Annotated in this window: 15 protein-coding genes and 1 pseudogene; 10 read left to right on the forward strand and 6 right to left on the reverse strand. The window is 73.6% G+C overall.

All coding sequences use genetic code 11. The features are described 5' to 3' along the window. Positions 1–223: 223 nt before the first annotated feature. Positions 224–1,058 (reverse strand): annotated as a pseudogene (locus AB0947_RS05475) (MMPL family transporter); the annotation flags it as partial. 137 nt (positions 1,059–1,195) lie between these two features. After that, positions 1,196–3,466, reverse strand: coding sequence for an alpha-xylosidase (yicI, locus tag AB0947_RS05480; protein ID WP_366748937.1), 2,271 nt, complete (start codon positions 3,464–3,466; stop codon positions 1,196–1,198). A 279-nt stretch (positions 3,467–3,745) separates the two neighbouring features. On the opposite strand from yicI, the gene AB0947_RS05485 reads away from it, so the two are divergent. The 5 genes from AB0947_RS05485 (at position 3,746) to AB0947_RS05505 (ending at position 9,336) form a co-directional block, all read left to right on the forward strand. Continuing rightward, positions 3,746–5,020 (forward strand): sugar ABC transporter substrate-binding protein, encoded by a 1,275-nt coding sequence (locus AB0947_RS05485; RefSeq protein ID WP_366748938.1) that lies wholly within the window; start codon positions 3,746–3,748, stop codon positions 5,018–5,020. 11 nt (positions 5,021–5,031) lie between these two features. Continuing rightward, entirely contained in the window at positions 5,032–5,985 is a 954-nt protein-coding gene (locus AB0947_RS05490) for a sugar ABC transporter permease (protein ID WP_366748939.1), read from the forward strand. A gap of 5 nt (positions 5,986–5,990) precedes the next feature. Continuing rightward, positions 5,991–6,818, forward strand: a complete 828-nt coding sequence (locus tag AB0947_RS05495; RefSeq protein ID WP_366748940.1) for a carbohydrate ABC transporter permease — start codon at positions 5,991–5,993, stop codon at positions 6,816–6,818. A gap of 32 nt (positions 6,819–6,850) precedes the next feature. Continuing rightward, a complete protein-coding gene (locus AB0947_RS05500; RefSeq protein ID WP_366748941.1) occupies positions 6,851–8,248 on the forward strand; it encodes a GH1 family beta-glucosidase in 1,398 nt (465 codons plus the stop codon). A gap of 98 nt (positions 8,249–8,346) precedes the next feature. After that, the gene (locus AB0947_RS05505) at positions 8,347–9,336 is read left to right on the forward strand and encodes an NAD-dependent epimerase/dehydratase family protein (RefSeq protein WP_366748942.1); all 990 of its coding nucleotides are present in this window, start codon (positions 8,347–8,349) and stop codon (positions 9,334–9,336) included. Positions 9,337–9,357: 21 nt separating this feature from the next. Here AB0947_RS05505 and AB0947_RS05510 read toward each other — a convergent pair whose 3' ends face one another. Both AB0947_RS05510 and AB0947_RS05515 read right to left on the reverse strand, forming a co-directional pair. Further along, positions 9,358–10,467 (reverse strand): HAMP domain-containing sensor histidine kinase, encoded by a 1,110-nt coding sequence (locus tag AB0947_RS05510; RefSeq protein WP_366748943.1) that lies wholly within the window; start codon positions 10,465–10,467, stop codon positions 9,358–9,360. A gap of 1 nt (position 10,468) precedes the next feature. Continuing rightward, positions 10,469–11,215 carry a response regulator transcription factor gene (locus AB0947_RS05515; protein ID WP_366749179.1) on the reverse strand — a complete coding sequence of 249 codons (747 nt, stop codon included), beginning with the start codon at positions 11,213–11,215 and terminating at the stop codon, positions 10,469–10,471. Positions 11,216–11,375: 160 nt separating this feature from the next. Between AB0947_RS05515 and AB0947_RS05520 the strand changes: the two genes are divergently transcribed. From AB0947_RS05520 to AB0947_RS05530, 3 genes are read left to right on the forward strand one after another with little or no spacing between them, the layout of a single operon-like run. Beyond that, positions 11,376–12,080 (forward strand): glycosyltransferase family 2 protein, encoded by a 705-nt coding sequence (locus tag AB0947_RS05520; protein WP_366748944.1) that lies wholly within the window; start codon positions 11,376–11,378, stop codon positions 12,078–12,080. Then, positions 12,077–12,709, forward strand: a complete 633-nt coding sequence (locus tag AB0947_RS05525) for a DUF2064 domain-containing protein (RefSeq protein ID WP_366748945.1) — start codon at positions 12,077–12,079, stop codon at positions 12,707–12,709. Before AB0947_RS05520 ends, AB0947_RS05525 begins: the two co-directional genes overlap by 4 nt. Then, on the forward strand, positions 12,706–13,536 hold the full coding sequence (locus AB0947_RS05530; RefSeq protein ID WP_366748946.1) for a class I SAM-dependent methyltransferase: 831 nt from the start codon (positions 12,706–12,708) through the stop codon (positions 13,534–13,536). Before AB0947_RS05525 ends, AB0947_RS05530 begins: the two co-directional genes overlap by 4 nt. Before the next feature lie 313 nt (positions 13,537–13,849). On the opposite strand, the gene AB0947_RS05535 is transcribed toward AB0947_RS05530, so the two are convergent. Further along, positions 13,850–15,115: a molybdopterin-dependent oxidoreductase gene (locus AB0947_RS05535; protein ID WP_366748947.1), complete on the reverse strand. Its 1,266-nt coding sequence runs from the start codon at positions 15,113–15,115 to the stop codon at positions 13,850–13,852. A 112-nt stretch (positions 15,116–15,227) separates the two neighbouring features. Here AB0947_RS05535 and AB0947_RS05540 point away from each other — a divergent pair, with 112 nt between their 5' ends. Beyond that, positions 15,228–16,577, forward strand: coding sequence for a hypothetical protein (locus tag AB0947_RS05540; protein ID WP_366748948.1), 1,350 nt, complete (start codon positions 15,228–15,230; stop codon positions 16,575–16,577). A 248-nt stretch (positions 16,578–16,825) separates the two neighbouring features. On the opposite strand, the gene AB0947_RS05545 is transcribed toward AB0947_RS05540, so the two are convergent. Next, the gene (locus AB0947_RS05545; protein ID WP_366748949.1) at positions 16,826–17,524 is read right to left on the reverse strand and encodes a chaplin; all 699 of its coding nucleotides are present in this window, start codon (positions 17,522–17,524) and stop codon (positions 16,826–16,828) included. A 276-nt stretch (positions 17,525–17,800) separates the two neighbouring features. Here AB0947_RS05545 and AB0947_RS05550 point away from each other — a divergent pair, with 276 nt between their 5' ends. Next, on the forward strand, positions 17,801–19,459 hold the full coding sequence (locus AB0947_RS05550) for a catalase (protein ID WP_366748950.1): 1,659 nt from the start codon (positions 17,801–17,803) through the stop codon (positions 19,457–19,459). Positions 19,460–19,467: the final 8 nt, after the last annotated feature.

The following is a 19,467-nucleotide window of genomic DNA, read 5'->3' on the forward strand; positions in this document are numbered from 1 at the left end:
CGATTCCGTGCACCGTCGCTACGGCCATCCTATTTCCACCCGTCCGTCCCCGGCATCCCGACGGCCGGTCCGGCACCTGACTGAATGGTCAACAAAAGACGGAAGCGGTCCGCGAAGAAGCTGGAACCGAAGGGGACGACGGTGACGCTCCTCTGGTAACGACTGGTCAACCCGCGTCGGTGACCTGGCCGGTTGACGCGGCGGCGCCCGGCAGGGCCGCCCCGCGGGCCCGGCGGGAGAGGACCGCACGCGGCCGGAACCCCAGGAGGGCCGGGACGAGGGTCAAGGCGACCAGGACGCCGGTGACGGCCGCGCCCGCGGCGCACAGGCCCGTCTTCGTCAGCACCGTGCACCGCTCACCGACAGGCTGGCCAGGGCTGTGACGACCGTGAGGCCGGCCAAGACGACGGCCGACCCCGCGGTACCGGCGGCGAGGCCCGCCGCCTCCTGCGGGGCGTGCTCCTCGGCCCGGTCCTCGCGGCAGCGGGAGACGGCGAACAGCGCCTAGCCGATGCCGACCGCGAGGCCGAGCACGGACGCCAGCGTCCCGGACGTCTCCGACAGGCCGACCGTGCTGGAGAGTGCCGTGCCGGCGGCCAGGCCGACGCCCACCCCGGCGATGGCCGTGAGCAGCGGGAGGCCGGCGGCCGCCGGCGAGCCGAAGGTCGTCACCAGCACCACGGCGGCGACGGCCATGCCGATCATCCCGGAGGCCCCGCCCGCGGACGGCCGGGTGGCCGGCGCGCTGCCGCCCGCCTCGACCGTCGTGCCGCTGTCGCGTGCCCGGTCGACGGCGTGCCGCAGCGCCGTCTTCCCGGCGTCGCTGAGTTCGCCGGCCGGCACCGCGCAGGCGACGGTCGCGTACGCCATCGTGGCGTCCCCGCTCACGGCGGCCCGGAACGGGCTCCCCGCGCTCGCGGCCTGCGCGCCCCGGCCGGCCTCAGTCACGAACGCGTCAGGTCGAACGCCTTCGGCGCCTCGATCCCCGGCATGAAGGACGTGCCGCTGCCCCTGGCGGACGGCGCGGCGGCGGCGCCCGCGCCCACGGCGACCAGCACCGCCCTCCGCTGTGCCGGGCCCCCGCCAGGGCTGCCGCTCGTCGCCCGCTCGGAGCCTTTCGAGCGCCCGGAGCGAACCTGCGGCGGTGGCCGCCGGCCGGGTCACCGCCGCCGTGTATTCGCCCGTGGCGCGCCGCTCAGCGCAGCGGGACCGTCACCTCCCCCGTGCCGGTGGCGCTCGCCGCGCCGGCCACGCGCACGGTGAAGGGGCGGTCGGTGCCGTCCACGGAGACACGCAGCAGGTCGCCGTCGCGGCGGACGTGGAACACCGCGGCCGGTGCCCCCGTCAGGTCGGGGACGCTCACCTGGCGGGTGTACGTCTGCGCGTCCGACGGGTGGACCAGCAGCACCAGGTCGTCGAGCCAGTCGCCGTCGGGGCGCTGGTCGTCGGCGGCCAGCGGCAGTACGGCGCCCTCGCGGACGTAGAGCGGGAGGCTGTCGTAGCCGTGCCGTTCGGTGCGCCACACCGGGCCGGTGACCCGCTCGCCGCTGAGGAGGTGGGTCCAGGTGCCCTCGGGGAGGTAGACCTCCACCTCGCCGTCCTCGCTGAACACCGGGGCGACCAGGAGGCCGGCGCCCAGCATGTACTGGCGGTCGAGCGGGCGGCAGGCCGGGTCGTGCGGGAACTCCAGGACCATCGGCCGCATCACGGGGACGCCGGTGCGGTGGGCCTCGGCGGAGGCGCCGTACAGGTAGGGCATGAGGCGGTGCTTGAGCAGGGTGAACCGCCGGGCGACGTCGACGGCCTCCTCACCGAACGCCCACGGCACCCGGTAGGACGACGATCCGTGCAGCCGGCTGTGGGAGGACAGCAGGCCGAAGGCCAGCCAGCGCTTGAAGACCGCCGGGTCGGGGGTGCCCTCGAAGCCTCCGATGTCGTGGCTCCAGAACCCGAAACCGCTCAGCGACAGGGACAGGCCGCCCCGGAGCGATTCGGACATGGCCTCGAAGGACGACCAGCAGTCGCCGCCCCAGTGCACGGGGTACTGCTGGCCGCCCGCCGTCGCGGAGCGCGCGAAGAGCACGGCCTCGCCCTGTCCGCGCTCCTTCTCGAGGAGTTCGAACACGGTCTGGTTGTACAGGTGGGTGTAGTAGTTGTGCATCCGCTCCGGGTCGGAGCCGTCGTGCCAGACGACGTCGGTGGGGACGCGCTCGCCGAAGTCCGTCTTGAAGCAGTCCACGCCCTGGTCGAGCAGGGGCTTCAGCTTGGACTGGAACCAGGCGCGGGCGTCGGGGCTGGTGAAGTCGACCAGGCCCATGCCGGCCTGCCACAAGTCCCACTGCCACACGTCGCCGTCCGGCCGGCGCACCAGGTGGCCGAGCGCGGCGGCCTCCTCGAACAGCGGGGACTTCTGCGCGATGTACGGGTTGATCCAGGCGCTGATCTTCAGGCCCCTGGCCTTGAGCCGGGCGAGCATCCCCTCGGGGTCGGGGAAGACCTCGGGGTCCCACTCGAAGTCGCACCACTGGTACTCGCGCATCCAGAAGCAGTCGAAGTGGAAGACGGACAGCGGGATGCCGCGCTCGGCCATGCCGTCCACGAAGGACGTCACCGTCTGCTCGTCGTAGTCCGTGGTGAAGGACGTGGTCAGCCACAGACCGAAGGACCAGGCGGGCGGCAGCGCCGGGCGGCCGGTGAGGCCGGTGTACCGGGTGAGGACGTCCTTGGGGGTGGGGCCGGCGACGACGTAGTACTCCAGCGTCTGGTCCTCGACGCTGAACTGCACCTGTCCGACGGCCTCGGAGCCGACCTCGAAGGAGACCGCGCCGGGGTGGTTGACGAAGACGCCGTAGCCGCGTGAGGAGAGGTAGAAGGGGATGTTCTTGTAGGCCTGCTCGCTGCTGGTGCCGCCGTCGGCCTGCCAGATGTCGACCACCTGGCCGTTCTTGACGAACGGCGTGAAGCGCTCGCCGAGGCCGTAGATCTGCTCGCCGACGCCGAGCGCGAGCTGGGTGAGGACGTGGTGGGCGCCGTCGTCGGTGGTGGCGAACGCGGTGCCCTTGCGGCCCGCCCGGGTCAGCTCCCGCCCGTCCGCGTCGTGGAAGGTCAGCGACCACGGGGCGGCCCGGTCCAGGCGCAAGGTCAGCGGGCCGCTGGTCAGCTCGGTGACGGCGCCGTCCCGGCGGACCTCGCCCGCCCCGCCGGGCTCGGCCGCGAGGGCGAAGTCCGGTCCTGGACGGCGTTTGCCGGCGTGGTGGGTGACCCGCACGCCGATGACGCCCTCGGCGGGCGAGAAGCAGTCGACGGTGAGGAGCGGCGCGTTGAGCGTGTCCCCTCTGCGGGTCACCTTCTGCACCGAGGCATAGGCGGTGAAGCGCTTCGATTCGACGCGCACGTCACGCGCCTCGGTGGCGTACGCGACCTGCACACCGTCGCGGATGCGCCAGAACCCGTTGGTGAACTTCATGGTCTTCCTCGGGGGAGCGGGGCTGTTCGGCGGGGACGGCGGAGGCTGTCGCCCGGCGGGTTGATCGTACACAGAAGAAATCGTTGTCGGGTGTGCTGCGCACCGCAATCACCACTGTGACCTGGAGTTTCTCCTTTGGGTAATCGCGTGCGACCGCGCTGCGTAGCTGGACGAACACGTGTGGGGGTCTAGCGTGACACACGGGATTGACGTATTAGTCATCAGGCCAAACAAAAGACCCGGCGACGAAGCCGGGCACACGACAGCAAGGGCCGCAGCATGTCGAAGCGCTTCAATCGCATTCCTGAGAGGTCCCCGGTCGCCCGGCGCCGGGGACGCTCCCGCAGGGCCGTGGCACCACTCACCGCCGTGTCGGTCCTGGTCGCCGGGGCGGCCCTGACCGGATGCGGTCAGCAGCGTGACGGCGACGTCTTCACCGTGATGAACTCGTCGACCGACGAGACCTACCACCGCTGGGACGCCGAGGCGATGGGCCGCTGCGGCAAGCAGCTCGGCGTCACCATCAAGCAGCAGAGCGTCCCGGCCGCGCAGGTGATGACGAAGGCACTGCGCATGGCGTCCTCGAAGTCGCTGCCCGACATCGTCCAGTTCGACGCCTCGGAGATGCCGACGTTCGCCGAGGCGGGCGGCCTGGTCGACCTCAGGACGCTCGGCCTGAGCACCCGGGACATCCCCCAGGGCATCGTGAACTTCGGCTCGTACAAGGGCACGTACTACGGCGCGGCCCGGTCGGTGAACACCCTGGCGCTGTTCTACAACAAGGACGTCCTCGACCGGGCCGGCGTGCAGGTCCCCACCACCTGGGACGAGCTGCGCGAGGCCGCGAAGAAGCTCACCGGCGGCAAGCGGTACGGGCTGGCGCTCAGCGCGGGCGGCGCGGAGGACGGCGTCTTCCAGTTCACGCCGTTCATGTGGTCCAACGGCGGCGACGAGACGAAGCTGGACAGCCCGCAGGTCGCCGGCGCGCTCGACTACTGGAAGACCCTGCTGGCGGACGGCTCGCTGTCGAAGTCGACGGTCAGCTGGACACAGGCGGACGTCAACGACCAGTTCATGGCCGGCAACGCGGCGATGATGATCAACGGCCCCTGGCAGGTCGAGACGCTCAACACCAAGAAGTCGCTGCACTGGGGCATCGCGAAGATCCCGGTCCCCCGCCCGGGCGCGGCCTCCGTCGGCCCGCTCGGCGGTGCCGTGCTCACCGTGCCCAACACCGGTGACACGGCGCGGGAGAAGCGGGCGGGCCGGATCGTCGCCTGTCTGGCCAGTCGGAAGGAGCAGCTGACCTACGCGCTCAACAGCTGGATGGTCCCGGCCAACGCCAAGGCCGCCGCCGTGTGGCGCAAGCGGGTGCCCGAACTGGACGCGCTGGCCGACCAGGTCGCCGCCGCCCGGTCCCGTACCGCCAAGCTCGGCGCCGGCTGGCCGAGCGTGTCGCTCGCCCTCCAGAGCGCCTTCCAGTCCGCCCTGACCGGCCAGTCCAGCGAGGCCGCCCTGAAGCGCGCCCAGCAGCGGGCCACGAGCGGGAACTGAGGTAAGCCACCATGACCACGTCCATCGTCACCGCCCAGGCGCCCGGGACGGCGTCCCGGACGGCCACCGCGCCGGACCCGGCCCGGCTGCGCCGCCGCCGCAGACTGGCCCAGTGGGGGTTCGTCGCCCCCGCGGTCGTCTTCATGCTGCTGTTCTTCGGCTACCCGCTGGTCCGCAACGTCGTGATGAGCTTCCAGCACTTCACACCGAAGACGTTCTTCACCGGCGACGCGCCCTTCAACGGCGCCGACAACTGGTCGAACGTGTTCCGGGACCCGCTGTTCGGCAAGGCGCTCTGGCACACCCTGGTCTTCACCGCCGGGTCGCTGCTCGGCCAGTTCTGCATCGGGCTCGCGCTCGCGGTGTTCTTCAGCCGCCGCTTCCCGCTGAACGGTGTCCTGCGGTCGCTGATCCTGCTGCCCTGGCTGGTGCCCATGGTGGTGTCCGGCATCGTGTGGCGCCGCATCCTCGACCAGGACACGGGCGTCCTGAACTCGTTCCTGGACACGCTCGGCCTCGGCGGTCACACCCCGTGGCTGACCAGCCCCGGCATGGCCCTGCTGTCGGTGATCCTGGTCAACATCTGGATCGGCATCCCGTTCAACATGGTCATCCTCTACGGCGGTCTCCAGGAGATCCCCAAGGAGCTGTACGAGGCGGCCGCCCTGGACGGCGCCTCGGCCTGGCGGACCTTCCGCTCCATCACCCTGCCGCAGCTCAAGCCGGTGATCACGGTCGTCCTCGTGCTCGGCTTCATGTCGACGGTGAAGATCCTCGACCTGATCCTCGCGCTCACCGACGGCGGCCCGGCCGACGCCACCCAGACCCTGGGCACGCTGACCTACCAGAACTCCTTCGTACGGCTGGACTTCGGCGCGGGCGCGGTCGTCGGCAACGTACTCATCCTTGTCTCCGCGGTCTTCGCCGTGTTCTACCTGCGGGCCAACCGCACCGAGGGGAAGTGACGTCCATGGCCGCTCGCACGCCCACGACATCCGGGCGCCGCTGGGGTTCCACCATCGCCGGTGTGCTCATCCTGTGCGTGATGCTGTTCCCGCTGTACTGGATGCTCAACACCGCCCTGCAGCCCGCCTCGGGTCTGCTCCAGGTCGACCCGGTGCCCGGCAGCCTGGACCTGTCCGGCTTCTCCAAGGCCCTGGACGACCAGGGCGGTCACCTGCTGACCTCGCTGGCCGTCTCGCTCGGGGCGGTCGCCATCTGCCTCGCGGTCTCCGCCCCGGCGGCCTACGGGCTGGCCCGGTTCGGCCTGCGCGGCTCCCGGACGATCGTCTTCGGCACGCTGATCACCCAGATGGTGCCGGGCATCGTCATCGCCAACGCGCTCTACAACTCGTACGTCGACCTCGGCCTGGTCAACTCCTACTTCGGCCTGATGCTGGCGGACGCCTCGCTCGGCATCCCGTTCTCGATCGTGCTGATGCGGTCCTTCATGGTGTCGATCCCGGGCGAGGTGATCGAGGCCGCGCAGATGGACGGTGCCGGGCCGGTGCGGACGTTCCTGCGGGTCGTCCTGCCGATGAGCCGCAACTCGCTGATCACGTCGGGGCTGTTCGCCTTCCTCTTCTCGTGGAGCGACTTCATGTTCGCGCTCACGCTGAACACGACCGACGACGTCAAGCCGGTCACGCTGGGCATCTACCAGTACATCGGCGCCCACGTCGGCGACTGGGGCTCGGTGATGGCCGCCTCCGTGCTGTCCGCGGTGCCGGCGGCGATCCTGCTCGTGCTCGCCCAGAAGTACATCGCCGCCGGCATCACCGGCGGCTCCGTCAAGTGACCCGCCCCTGCGCACCCCTGGAAACGGCCTCCATGACTGACTTCCCCGACGCCACCGGCTTCCCCGGGTTCCCGCCCGGCTTCGTCTTCGGCGCCGCGACCGCCTCGTACCAGATCGAGGGCGCGGCCCGGGAGGACGGCCGCGGGCCGTCGATCTGGGACACCTACAGCCACACGCCGGGCCGGACGGCCAACGGCGACACCGGAGACGTGGCCTGTGACCACTACCACCGCTACCGGGAGGACGTGGCGCTGCTGCGCGACCTGGGCGTGGACTCGTACCGCTTCTCCATCGCCTGGCCGCGGATCGTGCCCGACGGCACCGGCCCGGTGAACCCGAAGGGGCTGGACTTCTACTCCCGCCTCGTCGACGAGCTGCTCGCCGCCGGCATCGAACCGGCCGCCACCCTCTACCACTGGGACCTGCCGCAGGCCCTCGAGGACCGGGGCGGCTGGCGGGTGCGGGAGACGGCGGAGCGGTTCGCCGAGTACACGGCCGTCGTGGCCGGACACCTGGGCGACCGGGTGCCGCGCTGGATCACCCTCAACGAGCCGTGGTGCAGCGCGTTCCTCGGCTACTCCGTGGGCCGGCACGCGCCCGGCGCCCAGGAGGGCCGGGGCGCGCTGGCCGCCGCCCACCACCTGCTGGTCGGCCACGGCCTGGCGGTCGGGGCGCTGCGGGCGGCCGGGGTGCGCGAGGTCGGCATCACCCTCAACCTCGACCGCAACCTGCCGGCCGGCGACTCCCCCGCCGACCGCGCGGCCGTGGTCCGCGCCGACACCCAGCACAACCTGGTGTGGACCGAGCCGATCCTCGCGGGCCGCTACCCGGCCACCGAGGAGGAGACCTGGGGCGAGCTGATCACTGGGGCGGACTTCCGGCGGGACGGCGACCTGGAACTGATCTCGCGCCCGCTGGACTTCCTCGGCGTCAACTACTACCGGCCCATCGTGGTCGCCGACGCCCCGCACCGCGAGGCCGACCCGGCCCGGCGGGTGGCCACGGACAACCGCTACACGGAGGCCGGGCTGCCGGACGTGCGGCACACGGCGATGGGCTGGCCGGTGGACCCCGGCTCCTTCACCGACCTGCTGGTCCAGCTCAAGGAGCGGTACGGGGACGCGCTGCCGCCGGTCCACATCACGGAGAACGGCTCGGCGGAGGACGACACGCTCTCCGCGGACGGCGCGGTGCACGACACCGACCGGGTGGCCTACCTGCGCGACCACCTCACCGCGCTGCGCGCCGCGATGGACGCCGGCGTCGACGTCCGGGGTTACTACGTCTGGTCGCTGCTGGACAACTTCGAGTGGGCCCTCGGCTACGACAAGCGCTTCGGGATCGTCCGGGTCGACTACGACACCCAGCGACGCACGCCGAAGGACAGCTACCACTGGTACAAGGCGATGATCGCCGCGCAGCGGGGCTGACCCGGGTTCCCGGCGGACGCGCCGCGCCCGTCTTACGGAGTCGTGACGTGCGGGCGCGGCCTCCCGGCCCGGTGCGGGCGCGGGCCTAGCGTTAGGGCATGCGGGTACTGGTCACCGGCGGCGCCGGATTCATCGGGTCACATGTGTGCGCGGCGCTCGCGGCGCGCGGGCACGAGGCGGCCGTGTTCGACGTGCGCACGGACCCGGCCGCCGACGTGCGTGATCCGGTGGCGGTCGCGCGGGCCGTGGCCGGGGTGGACGCCGTCTGTCACCAGGCCGCGATGGTCGGGCTCGGAACGGGGTTCGCGGACGCGGCGGAGTACGTCTCCCGCAACGACCTGGGCACCGCCGTACTCCTCGCCGCCATGGCCGGGGCCGGGGTACGGCGCCTGGTGCTGGCCGGGTCGATGGTCGTGTACGGCGAGGGACGGTACGTGTGCCCGCGCGACGGGGTCGTACGGCCGGGCCCGCGGGCCGTCGCCGATCTGGACGCGGGCCGGTTCGAGCCGCGCTGCCCGGTGTGCGGCGCGGAGCTGACGCCCGGGCTGGTCGGTGAGGACGCGCCGGCCGACCCGCGCAACGTGTACGCCACGACCAAGCTGGCGCAGGAGCACCTGGCCGCCGCCTGGGCCCGGTCGACCGGCGGCTGGGCCGTGTCGCTGCGCTACCACAACGTGTACGGACCCCGGATGCCCCGCGACACCCCGTACGCCGGCGTCGCCTCCTTCTTCCGGTCCGCGCTCGCCCGGGGTGAGGCGCCCCGCGTCTTCGAGGACGGGCGGCAGCGCCGGGACTTCGTGCATGTGCGGGACGTGGCCGCGGCCAACGTGGTGGCGCTGGAGGCGGGGTCCGCGCCGGGTGCGCTGACCGCGTACAACACCGGCAGCGGCGAGCCGCACACCGTCGGGGAGATGGCCCGCGCGCTGGCCGGCGCCCACGGCGGTCCCGCGCCGGTCGTCACCGGCGAGTACCGGCTGGGCGACGTACGGCACATCACCGCCGACTCCTCCCGGCTGCGGGCCGAACTGGGCTGGAAGCCGCAGGTCGGCTTCGAGGAGGGCATGCGCGAGTTCGCTGCTTCGCGGTGACGGCCCCGAAGGGGGCCCTCTTCAGGGGGCCGCCGGGAGCGTGACCTCGAAGCGGCAGCCGCCGGGGATGTTCCGTACGGTGGCCCGGCCCCGGTGGGCCTCCACGATGCCGCACACGATGGCGAGGCCCAGACCCGCGCCGGCCGGCGGGGTGCGGGCGTGGGTGCCGCGCCAGCCGGTGTCGAACACGCGGGGCAGATCCTCCTCCGGGATGCCGCCGCAGCCGTCCGTCACGGAGAGCACCACACCGTCGGGCGAGCGCCCGGCGGCGACGGCGACGGTGCCGTCGGCGGGCGTCCGGCGGATGGCGTTGACCAGCAGGTTGCCCAGGACGCGGCTCATCTCCTTGGCGTCGACCTCGACCGGGACCGGCTCCACCCGGTCGCCGACCAGCCGTACGCCGTGGGCGCGGGCGAGCGGGTCGGCTCCCGCGAGGGCGTCGCCGACGAGGTCGTGCAGCGAGATCCGGGCCGGGCTCAGCGGGAGCGTGCCGGCGTGGATGCGGGAGAGTTCGAAGAGGTCGCCGACCATGTCGTTGAGGCGTTCGACCTCGGTGCGGATCTGCTTCAGATAGCGGCCGGGGTCGTCGGCGACGCCGTCCTCCAGGGCCTCCGACATGGCGCGCAGACCGGCGAGCGGGGTGCGCAGGTCGTGGGAGATCCAGGCGACGAGTTCCCGGCGCGAGGTCTCCAGCAGGCGTTCCCGTTCCCGGGACTCGGCGAGTCTCGCGCTGGTGGCCGCCAGTTCGCGGCTCAGTGCGGCCAGTTCGGCGGTGGCCGGGCCCTCGGGGGCGGCGAAGTCGCCGGCCTCGCCGAACGAGCGTGCCGCCATGGCGAGTTCATGGCTGCGGGCGACGACCCAGCGGCCCAGTACCAGCGCGGTGGCCAGGGAGACCACGGCCGCCATGGCGACGACCGTCGTGACCACGCTCAGGTCGTGGGGGGACAGGAACATCGCCCGGGCGACGGCGAGGGTGCCGGCCAGCACGCCGCCCACGCCGACCGCCGCGATCACGGCGAGGGAAACGGTGAGCGAGCGGCGCCGCAGCATGCGCAGCGCGGCGGCCCCGGCCAGGCCCGTGACGGCGGCCCCGCCGAAGGCGAGCAGGGCGATGAGGACGGTGTCGCGCACGTCAGCCCTCTCCTTCCGCGCCGCCCGGCTCGAAGCGGTAGCCGACGCCCCACACGGTCTGGATCAGGCGCGGCCGGGCGGGGTCGTCCTCGACCTTGCCGCGCAGCCGGCGGATGTGGACGGTCACCGTGGACAGGTCGCCGAAGTCCCAGCCCCACACCTCGCGCATCAGGTCCTCCCGGCTGTAGGCCCTGCCGGGGTGCCGCAGGAAGAAGGCGAGGAGGTCGAACTCCCGCAGGGTGAGCGCGAGTTCGCTGCCGTTCCGGGTGGCGCGGCGGGCGGCCGGGTCGACGGTGACACCGGCCGCGGCCAGCGGACCGGTGCCCGTGCCGGGCAGCGCGCGGCGGAGCACCGACCGGACCCTGAGGACCAGTTCGCGGGGGCTGAACGGCTTGGTCACGTAGTCGTCGGCGCCGACCTCCAGGCCCGTGACGCGGTCGTCCTCGTCACCGCGGGCGGTGAGCATGACGACGGGGACGGGGGCCCGTGCGCGCAGCCGCCGGCAGACCTCCAGTCCGTCCATGCCGGGCAGCATCAGGTCCAGCACCACCAGGTCCGGCCAGTGCGCGGCGGCACGGGTGAGGGCGGCCGGGCCGTCGGCGGCGCGGTCGACCACGTAGCCGGCGCGGCCGAGGTATCCGGCGACGATCTCGGCGACGGTCGCGTCGTCGTCCACGACCAGGATCCGGGCGGTACCGGGGACGGACACGGGGTCCGGTGCGGCGGGGCCGGGTGCGGTCCCGTCCATGGCCGGGCGCCCGGCGGTCAGGTGCGGCTGCTGCATGCCTCCAGCCTGGCACCGGGCCGCGGCGGGCGTCGCGCCCCTGGCCCGGTCCCGGCCCGGACGTCCGCGTTTCGTAAGCAGCGTCGGCCCGATATGCCCGGTTCGCATTCGTAGGGTGAACGGCGTGACCCCCTCATCCCCCTCATCGGCGGCGAGTGTGGACGTGGTGCTGCCCTGCCTGGACGAGGCGGAGGCCCTGCCCTGGGTGCTCGCCAGGATTCCGGCGGGCTGGCGCGCCCTCGTGGTCGACAACGGCTCCACCGACGGCTCGGCGGACATCGCCCGCGCCCTCGGCGCGACCGTCGTGCACGAGTCGCGGCGCGGTTTCGGCGCCGCCTGCCACGCCGGGCTGACCGCCGCCACCGCCGACGTCGTCTGCTTCTGCGACTGCGACGCCTCCCTCGACCCCGGGCACCTCGTCCCCTTCGTCCGGGACGTCCTCGACGGCCGGGCCGACCTGGTCCTGGGCCGGCGGCGGGCGCGGACCCCGCGCGCCTGGCCCGCGCACGCCCGGGCCGGCAACTTCGCGCTCGCGCGGCTGCTGCGCCGCCGCACCGGGCTGCGGCTGCACGACCTCGGCCCGCTGCGCGCCGCCCGCCGGGAGCCGCTGCTCGCGCTCGGCCTGAGCGACCGGCGCAGCGGCTATCCGCTCCAGATGGTGGTGCGCGCGGCCGACGCGGGCTGGCGGATCGCCGAGCACGACGTGCCGTACCTGCCGCGCGCCGGCGCCTCCAAGGTCACGGGCACCTGGCGCGGCACCTGGCAGGCGGTGCGGGACATGAGCCGTGTCCTGGCCGAGCCGCCGGCCGGCGGGAGGACCGCACCGTGACCACGCTGCTCGTGATCGCCAAGGAACCCCTGCCGGGGCGCGTCAAGACGCGGCTCACCCCGCCGTTCAGCCCGGCGGAGGCGGCGGCGCTCGCCGAGGCCGCGCTCGCCGACACCCTGCGGGCCGTCGCGGCGGCCCCCGCGACCCGGCGCGTCCTGGTGCTGGACGGGAACCCCGGCCCCTGGCTGCCGCCCGGCTTCGACGTCGTACCGCAGTGCGCGGGCGGGCTGGACCTGCGGCTGGCCGACGCGTTCGCGCGGTGCGCCGGTCCCGCCCTGCTCATCGGCATGGACACCCCGCAGGTGACCCCGGAGCTGCTCACCGTGGACTTCGCGGGGTACGACGCGTGCTTCGGTCCCGCGGAGGACGGCGGCTTCTGGGCGCTGGGCCTGGCCGAGCCGGACCCGGCCCTGCTGCGGGGCGTGCCCATGTCGACGCCGTGGACGGGTGCCGTCCAGCGGCGGCGGCTGGTGGCCGCGGGGCTGCGGGTGCGCGCACTGCCCCGGCTGCGGGACGTGGACACGGCCGCCGACGCGGTGGCGGTCGCCGCCCGGGCGCCGCACGGCCGGTTCGCCGCCCGGCTGGCCCGGTGCACCGCGCACACCACCGGGACGGGGACCGGGCGATGAGCACCCCGCCGGCCGTCCCCTGGGGCGGGGCCGGTCCCTACGCCGCCGCCCTGCGCACCGGGCGCGGCCCGCTGTTCCTGCGCCGGACCGACGGCTGGCTGCTGCCGCTGGAGGTCGAGCGCTGGTGCGCGCGGGCGGACCCGGTCGACCGGGCGGTGCTGGACCGGTGCGAGGGCGCCGTGCTCGACGTCGGCTGCGGACCGGGGCGGCTGGTGGCGGAGCTCGCCGCCCGGGGCCGTACCGTCCTCGGCATCGACGTCAGCGAGGCCGCCGTCGGCCACACCGTGCGGCTCGGCGGCCAGGCGCTGCGGCGCTCGGTGTTCGAGCCGCTGCCCGGTGAGGGGCGCTGGGGCACCGTGCTCCTCATGGACGGCAACGTCGGCATCGGGGGCGACCCGCACGCCCTGCTGGACCGGGTGGCCCGGCTGCTGCGGCCGGGCGGCCTGCTGATCGCCGAGACGGCCGCGGTGGACGTCGACGAACGGTCCGAGGTACGGGTCGTCAACGGCACCGACGCGGAGACGGGCGGCGACGGCCCGGAGACGGACGGCCGCGGCGTGGGGGCCGGCGGCCCCGGCTCGGAGGCCGGCGGCGACGGTGCCTTTCCGTGGGCGCGGCTCGGTACGCCGGCCCTGCTGCGGTACGCGGGCCGGGCGGGCTGGCGGACCGTCGGTCAGTGGACGACCGGCCGGCGCCGTTTCGCCGCCCTGCGCAGCCACGGTCCCCGCAGCGCGAGCAGCAGCGCCGAACCGGCGAACAGCACCGCGCTGATCAGCAGCCAGCGGGCGAGGAACCCGTCGGCCGACAGACCGGTGGCGGACCGGTAGGGCCGGTCCACCATGCCGGTGATCAGCGGGAACCACACGAGCAGCAGCAGTCCGGACAGCGCGGCCGGGACCCGGACGTACATGGTCCCCTCCCGCCGCCCGGTGGCGCCGAGGGCGCGGACGACCGCCCGGTCCGCGACCGCGTACAGCGGCAGCAGCACGAGATCGTGCAGCAGGGCCGCGCCGACCAGCCACACGGCGACGGCCTGCCAGTCGCCCGCGAACAGCCGTACGCCGGCATAGCCGGCCAGCGCGAACGAGCAGGCCAGCAGCAGGATCTGCAAGGGGCTGCCGAGGGTGGGGCGCGGGCGCATCACAGCTCTCCGAAGGTCAGCCGGGCCACCCACTTGGTGTTCAGCACCCCGGGCGCCGCGGGCACGATGATCCGCGCCGGACGGCCGTGGTCGGAGGACAGCTCCTCGCCGTTGACGTACAGGGCGAGCAGGGAGCGCGGGTCGGCCACCTGGTTGGCGCGCAGGGCGGCCCGGCGGAAGGCCCCGCGCCGCTGGAGCGACTCCACGAACAGGTCCGGCGGGTCGCCGTCGTACCCGACGAGCGCCGCGAGGTCGCGCAGCCGCACGCCACGCCACCACTGGTCGTCCGTCGACCAGCCCTCGACGCAGGCGATGGGCAGCGCCGAGCTGTGCAGCGGCATGCGCAGCAGCTGGGCGCGGCTGAGGCGGACCGTTCCGGTGCGCCCCGTGACGACGAGCCGCCATGCCTCCTCGCCGGTCTCCGCCGCGTCGATCCCGGCGTACGCGGCCGTCTTGTTGATCTGGAAGCCGTTCGGCCCGCCGCCGGGATCGGCTCCGCCGTGCGGGGCGAGGAGGGCGGTGCGCCGCAGCACGCCCCCGATGCTCTGGCCGGCGGTGGTGACGAGGAGCAGCAGCGAGGCACCCCCGACGAACCACAGCGCCCCGCGCCGGGACACCGTCGGCGGCAGCGGGCGGGGGGACACCAGCTCCCCCGGCTCCGGCGCGCGGGACACCGGCTCCCCCCGCCCCTCGCGCCGTCGGCGCAGGCTCTGTACGGCGGTCGGCAGCTTCAGCGCCGCGTGCGCCGCGAACGCGGCGAAGAACACCCAGGCGCCGTAGAAGTGCAGCGGGTAGAAGGAGCCGGGGAAGACGTAGTCGAGCTGGACGTTCAGGACGCCGGTGGTGAACTCGAACAGCCCGCCGCCGACGAGGAGGAGGAGGGAGATCCGCTCCAGGGCGTGCGCGAGCGAGCGGGCCGGGGGCAGGGCGAACAGCCTCGGCACGACCGACCAGAGCTTGGCCAGCAGCACCGGGATCAGGGTGATCCCGAGGGTCACGTGCAGACCCTGGGTGAGCCGGTACAGCCAGTACGGGTCCGTCGGCCAGGCGAAGAGGTAGAAGCCCAGGATCCCCTTGTCCGGCGTCTGGTCGTTCACCCGTGCGAGGTCCGGGTTGTAGGCGGCGTAGGACACCAGACCCGTCACGAACAGCACCGTGATGCCCACCAGCAGCACGACGCCGAGCACCGAGGTGAACCACGGACCGCGCAGCGGGCTGCGCCAGAATCCGGGCGAGGAGGGGAGCCGCGGGTCGTCGTCTCGCATGTTCCGACGGTAGGCCGGAGACACCCCGGACCAGGGGTGCGACCCATGACGAAACGCTGACGTCGGCCCGCCGGTCCGCTCGTTCGCCCGGTCGCCGCCCTAGCGTTCCGGTGTGACCCAGCCTCCCCCGCGTGACCGGTACGCCGGCCTGCGCGCCGATCTCCGCGCCGCGTCGGCCGCCGCCCTGCTCGTCCTCGTCGCCGTGCTGGTCGGCCGGCACATCCAGGACACCCGGCGCACCCTGTTCGTGCACTGGCCGCCGCTGCTCGCCGAGTGGGACCCGCACGTGGGCCCGGGCACCCCGGCCGCCGTCCTGGTGGCGGCCGCCGTGGTGGTGTACGGGCCCGCCGTCGCCGCACGGCTGCCGTGGCGGGGGCTGCTCCTCGCGGCCTGGGCCGCGGCGCTGGCCTGGACGTGGTCGCTGGCGCTGGTCGACGGCTGGCGGCGGGGCGTGGCCGGGCGGCTCACCACCCGCAACGAGTACCTGACGGTGCTCGGCCGCTTCCACGACCTCCCGGTCGCGCTGCGCGACTTCACCCACCACATCGTCAGCGGCTCCCCCGGCCCCTGGCCCGCGCACGTCGCCGGGCACCCCCCGGCGGCCACCGTCACCTTCGTCCTGCTGGACCGGGCCGGGCTGCGCGGCGGCGGCTGGGCCGGTGCCTGGTGCGTCACCGTCGGCGCGACCGCCTGCGTGGCGGTACTGGTGGCGGTGCGGGCGCTGGCCGACGAGCGCCTGGCCCGGCGGGCGGCTCCGTTCCTCGCCCTGGCCCCGGCCGCCGTGTGGGTGGGGGTCTCGGCCGACGGCTACTTCGCCGCGGTCGCCGCCTGGTCGGTGGCCCTGCTGGCCCTGGCGGTCACCGGGCGGTCCGTGGCCTGGGCGGCGGGCAGCGGGCTGCTGTACGGCCTGACCTGCTACCTCTCGTACGGCCTGACGCTCTTCGCGCTGATCGGGGCGGCGGTGCTGGTGGCGGGACGGCGCCGGCCGCGACCGCTCCTGATCGTCCTCTTCCTGGCCGGGGCGGCGGTCGTCCCGGCGGTGTTCACGCTGGCCGGGTTCGACTGGTGGGAGGGGTACCGGCTGCTGGTGACGCGCTACTACCAGGGCGTCGGCGGCATCCGCCCCTACGGCTACTGGGTGTGGGCCGACCTGGCCTGCACGGTGCTGATCACCGGTCTGGCCACGGCGGCGGGGATACGGCGGACGGGCGTGTCCCTCGCCCGCAGCCGCACGGCCGCCTCCGCCGAGTCCCGGCTCGCCCTCCTGGTCGCGGGGGCCCTGGTCGCCCTGCTGGCCGCCGACCTGTCCGGCATGAGCAAGGCGGAGACGGAACGCATCTGGCTGCCCTTCGCGATGTGGCTGCTCCCGGCGTGCGCGCTCCTCACCCGCCCACGCGGCTGGCTCACCGCCCAGGCGGCGCTCGCACTCCTGCTGAACCACCTCCTGCTCACCGGCTGGTGAACCGGCCCGCGGGGGCGTCGGCCGTCGCGGGCGGCGGGGCCACGGTCCCCGGAGCGCCCGAGCGCACGGGCCGGACAGCACCACCCGCCGGCCGTCCGACCGCGCGGCGCACGGCACGGACAGCCCCGGCCCCGCCCGGCCGTCACCGGTCCGGGCGTGGCCGGGGACGGCCGTTGGCGGCAGCGGGCCCTTCCGCGTCGGGCGGGCCCGGCCGGGCGCCCGGCCAGGGTGCCCCGCGGCGTCCGCGCTCAGGCCCCCGGGCCGGGCCTCGTCGTGCGGAAGCGGCGGTACAGCACCGTGCCGCCCATCAGTGAGACCACGCTCGCGGCGGCCGCCGCCCACGTGGTCTCCGTTCCGGTGTGCGCCAGGGTGCCGGGCGGCTGGTGCCGTACGACGGGCGGGGTCGGCCGGGGCGCCGGGTGGGTGGCGGGCGGTTCCTGGGGCCGCGGGGGCTCGGAACGCACCGGCGGCGGGGTGACCCGCGTGGGCGGCTTGGGCGGGGTGGTCCGGCCGGGCTCCTCGGGGTGGCCCGGGGCGTTCACGGAGGTGTTGCCGAAGACGGGGTTGCCGACACCGACCACGTTCACGCTGTTGCCGCTGACGTTGACGGGCAGGTCGACCGGCAACTGGATGCCGTTGCCCGAGACCAGGCCCGGCGAGTCCTGGGTGCGGGCGTGGGCCGTCGCCCCGCTCGGCGCCGCGGGCTGCTCCTTCCCCCCGGCGTGGCCGCCGCCCTCGTTGGCGCACGTGTTGCCCATGGCAGGGTTGAGCAGCCCCGCCACGTTCACGGTGTTCCCGCAGACGTTCACCGGGAGGTGCACCGGCAACTGGATGCCGTTGCCCGAGATCAGCCCGGGCGAGCCGCCCGCGGAACCGTCCGCGGCGGAGTCGGCGTACACCGGTCCCGCCACTGCCATCGCGCCGGACGCGGCGGCGATGGCGATCACACTGTTTCGGGTAGCCCGTTTCATCGGTTCCCAGCCCTTCCAGACACGGTTGCGGGCACTCACCCGCACCGGAGGAAACGCCGCTGTAAACATGCAAGTTATGGTTTTTCAGCCTTTTGCCCTATACGGCGGTCCGGTCGGCGTGTCCGCGCCCCTTTCGCGCCCGAGAGCCGTACGGGGGTTCGGCACGGGCATGGCCGCGCGCCTTCGGGTACTCGGCCGGTGTTCGTGGCGACGCTTGTCGTACCGCCTCTCCCGTTTCCAGGAGCCCTCGACATGACAGACGCAGCAGGCACCGGTCCCGCCTCCGGGGACGACCGGAGGATCCTGACCAACCGGCAGGGCCACCCCGTCCACGACAACCAGAACCAGCGCACCGTCGGCGCCCGTGGGCCCGCGACGCTGGAGAACTACCAGTTCCTCGAGAAGATCAGCCACTTCGACCGCGAACGCATCCCCGAACGGGTGGTGCACGCGCGCGGCGTGACGGCGTACGGCTTCTTCGAGGCGTACGGCGCCTGGGGCGACGAGCCGATCGCCCGCTACACGCGCGCGAAGCTGTTCCAGGAGCGCGGCAAGCGCACCGACGTCGCCGTCCGCTTCTCCACCGTCATCGGCGGCCGTGACTCCTCGGAGGCGGCGCGCGACCCGCGCGGCTTCGCCGTGAAGTTCTACACCGAGGACGGCAACTGGGACCTGGTCGGCAACAACCTCGGCGTCTTCTTCATCCGGGACGCCATCAAGTTCCCGGACGTCATCCACGCCCTGAAGCCGGACCCGGTGGACTTCGAGCAGAAGCCGAACCGGATCTTCGACTTCATGTCGCAGACGCCGGAGGCCATGCACATGCTGGTCAACCTGTTCAGCCCGCGCGGCATCCCCGCCGGCTACCGCCACATGCAGGGCTTCGGCGTCAACACCTACAAGTGGGTGAACGCCGAGGGCCACACCGTGCTCGTCAAGTACCACTGGATGCCCAGGCAGGGCGTGCGGTCGATGACCGAGGAGGACGCGGCCAACGTCCAGGCCGGCTCCCTCGGCCACGCCACCAGGGACCTGTACGAGGCCGTCGAGCGGGGCGAGTACCCCGAGTGGGAGCTGCTCGTGCAGGTCATGGAGGACCACGAGCACCCGGAACTCGACTTCGACCCGCTGGACGACACCAAGACCTGGCCGGAGCAGGACTTCCCGCCCAAGCCGGTGGGCCGGATGGTGCTGGACCGGATGCCGGAGAACTTCTTCGCGGAGAACGAGCAGATCTCCTTCGGCACCGGTGTGCTCGTCGACGGCCTGGACTTCTCCGACGACAAGATGCTGGTCGGCCGGACCTTCTCCTACAGCGACACCCAGCGCTACCGGGTCGGCCCGAACTACCTCCAACTGCCGGTCAACCAGGCGAAGAACGCACACGTGCGCACCAACCAGCGCGACGGGCTGATGACGTACCACGTCGACGGCGGCGGGGAGAATCGAAGCGTCAACTACGAGCCGTCGATCCGGGGCGGCCTGCGCGAGGCGGAGTACCCGGCGCACGACGAGCAGGGCCCGGAGATCCACGGCCGGCTCACCCGCAAGCGCATCCCCCGTACCAACGACTACCTCCAGGCGGGCCAGCGGTACCTGCTGATGGAGCAGTGGGAGCGCGACGACCTGGTGCGGAACCTGGCCGGTCAGCTCTCCCGGTGCGACCGTTCCATTCAGGAGCGGATGGTCTGGCACTTCCTGCTGGTGGAGAACGACCTGGGGCTGCGCGTCGGCGAGGTCCTCGGCATCCGTCCGGAGGACGTCGCCGACCTGGAGCCGCTGGCCAGCCAGGACCTCACCGAGGAGGACAAGGAGCGGCTGGCGAACCTCGGCAAGAACCCGCCGCGGGACGTCGAGGGTCTCACCATGACGCACTGCGTCCCGGACGCGCGCCACGAGGTGACGAGGTGACTGGGTGA

It is taken from the genome of Streptomyces sp. NPDC047841, from assembly GCF_040704085.1.
GTDB classification, from domain to species: domain Bacteria; phylum Actinomycetota; class Actinomycetes; order Streptomycetales; family Streptomycetaceae; genus Streptomyces; species Streptomyces argyrophylli.

What these genes read in the sequence shown, in the direction of transcription:
- yicI (WP_366748937.1), bottom strand. Translation starts at nt 3,466, where the DNA reads ATGAAGTTCACCAACGGGTTCTGGCGCATCCGCGACGGTGTGCAGGTC.
- AB0947_RS05485 (WP_366748938.1), top strand. Translation starts at nt 3,746, where the DNA reads ATGTCGAAGCGCTTCAATCGCATTCCTGAGAGGTCCCCGGTCGCCCGG.
- AB0947_RS05490 (WP_366748939.1), top strand. Translation starts at nt 5,032, where the DNA reads ATGACCACGTCCATCGTCACCGCCCAGGCGCCCGGGACGGCGTCCCGG.
- AB0947_RS05495 (WP_366748940.1), top strand. Translation starts at nt 5,991, where the DNA reads ATGGCCGCTCGCACGCCCACGACATCCGGGCGCCGCTGGGGTTCCACC.
- AB0947_RS05500 (WP_366748941.1), top strand. Translation starts at nt 6,851, where the DNA reads ATGACTGACTTCCCCGACGCCACCGGCTTCCCCGGGTTCCCGCCCGGC.
- AB0947_RS05505 (WP_366748942.1), top strand. Translation starts at nt 8,347, where the DNA reads ATGCGGGTACTGGTCACCGGCGGCGCCGGATTCATCGGGTCACATGTG.
- AB0947_RS05515 (WP_366749179.1), bottom strand. Translation starts at nt 11,215, where the DNA reads ATGGACGGGACCGCACCCGGCCCCGCCGCACCGGACCCCGTGTCCGTC.
- AB0947_RS05530 (WP_366748946.1), top strand. Translation starts at nt 12,706, where the DNA reads ATGAGCACCCCGCCGGCCGTCCCCTGGGGCGGGGCCGGTCCCTACGCC.
- AB0947_RS05535 (WP_366748947.1), bottom strand. Translation starts at nt 15,115, where the DNA reads ATGCGAGACGACGACCCGCGGCTCCCCTCCTCGCCCGGATTCTGGCGC.
- AB0947_RS05550 (WP_366748950.1), top strand. Translation starts at nt 17,801, where the DNA reads ATGACAGACGCAGCAGGCACCGGTCCCGCCTCCGGGGACGACCGGAGG.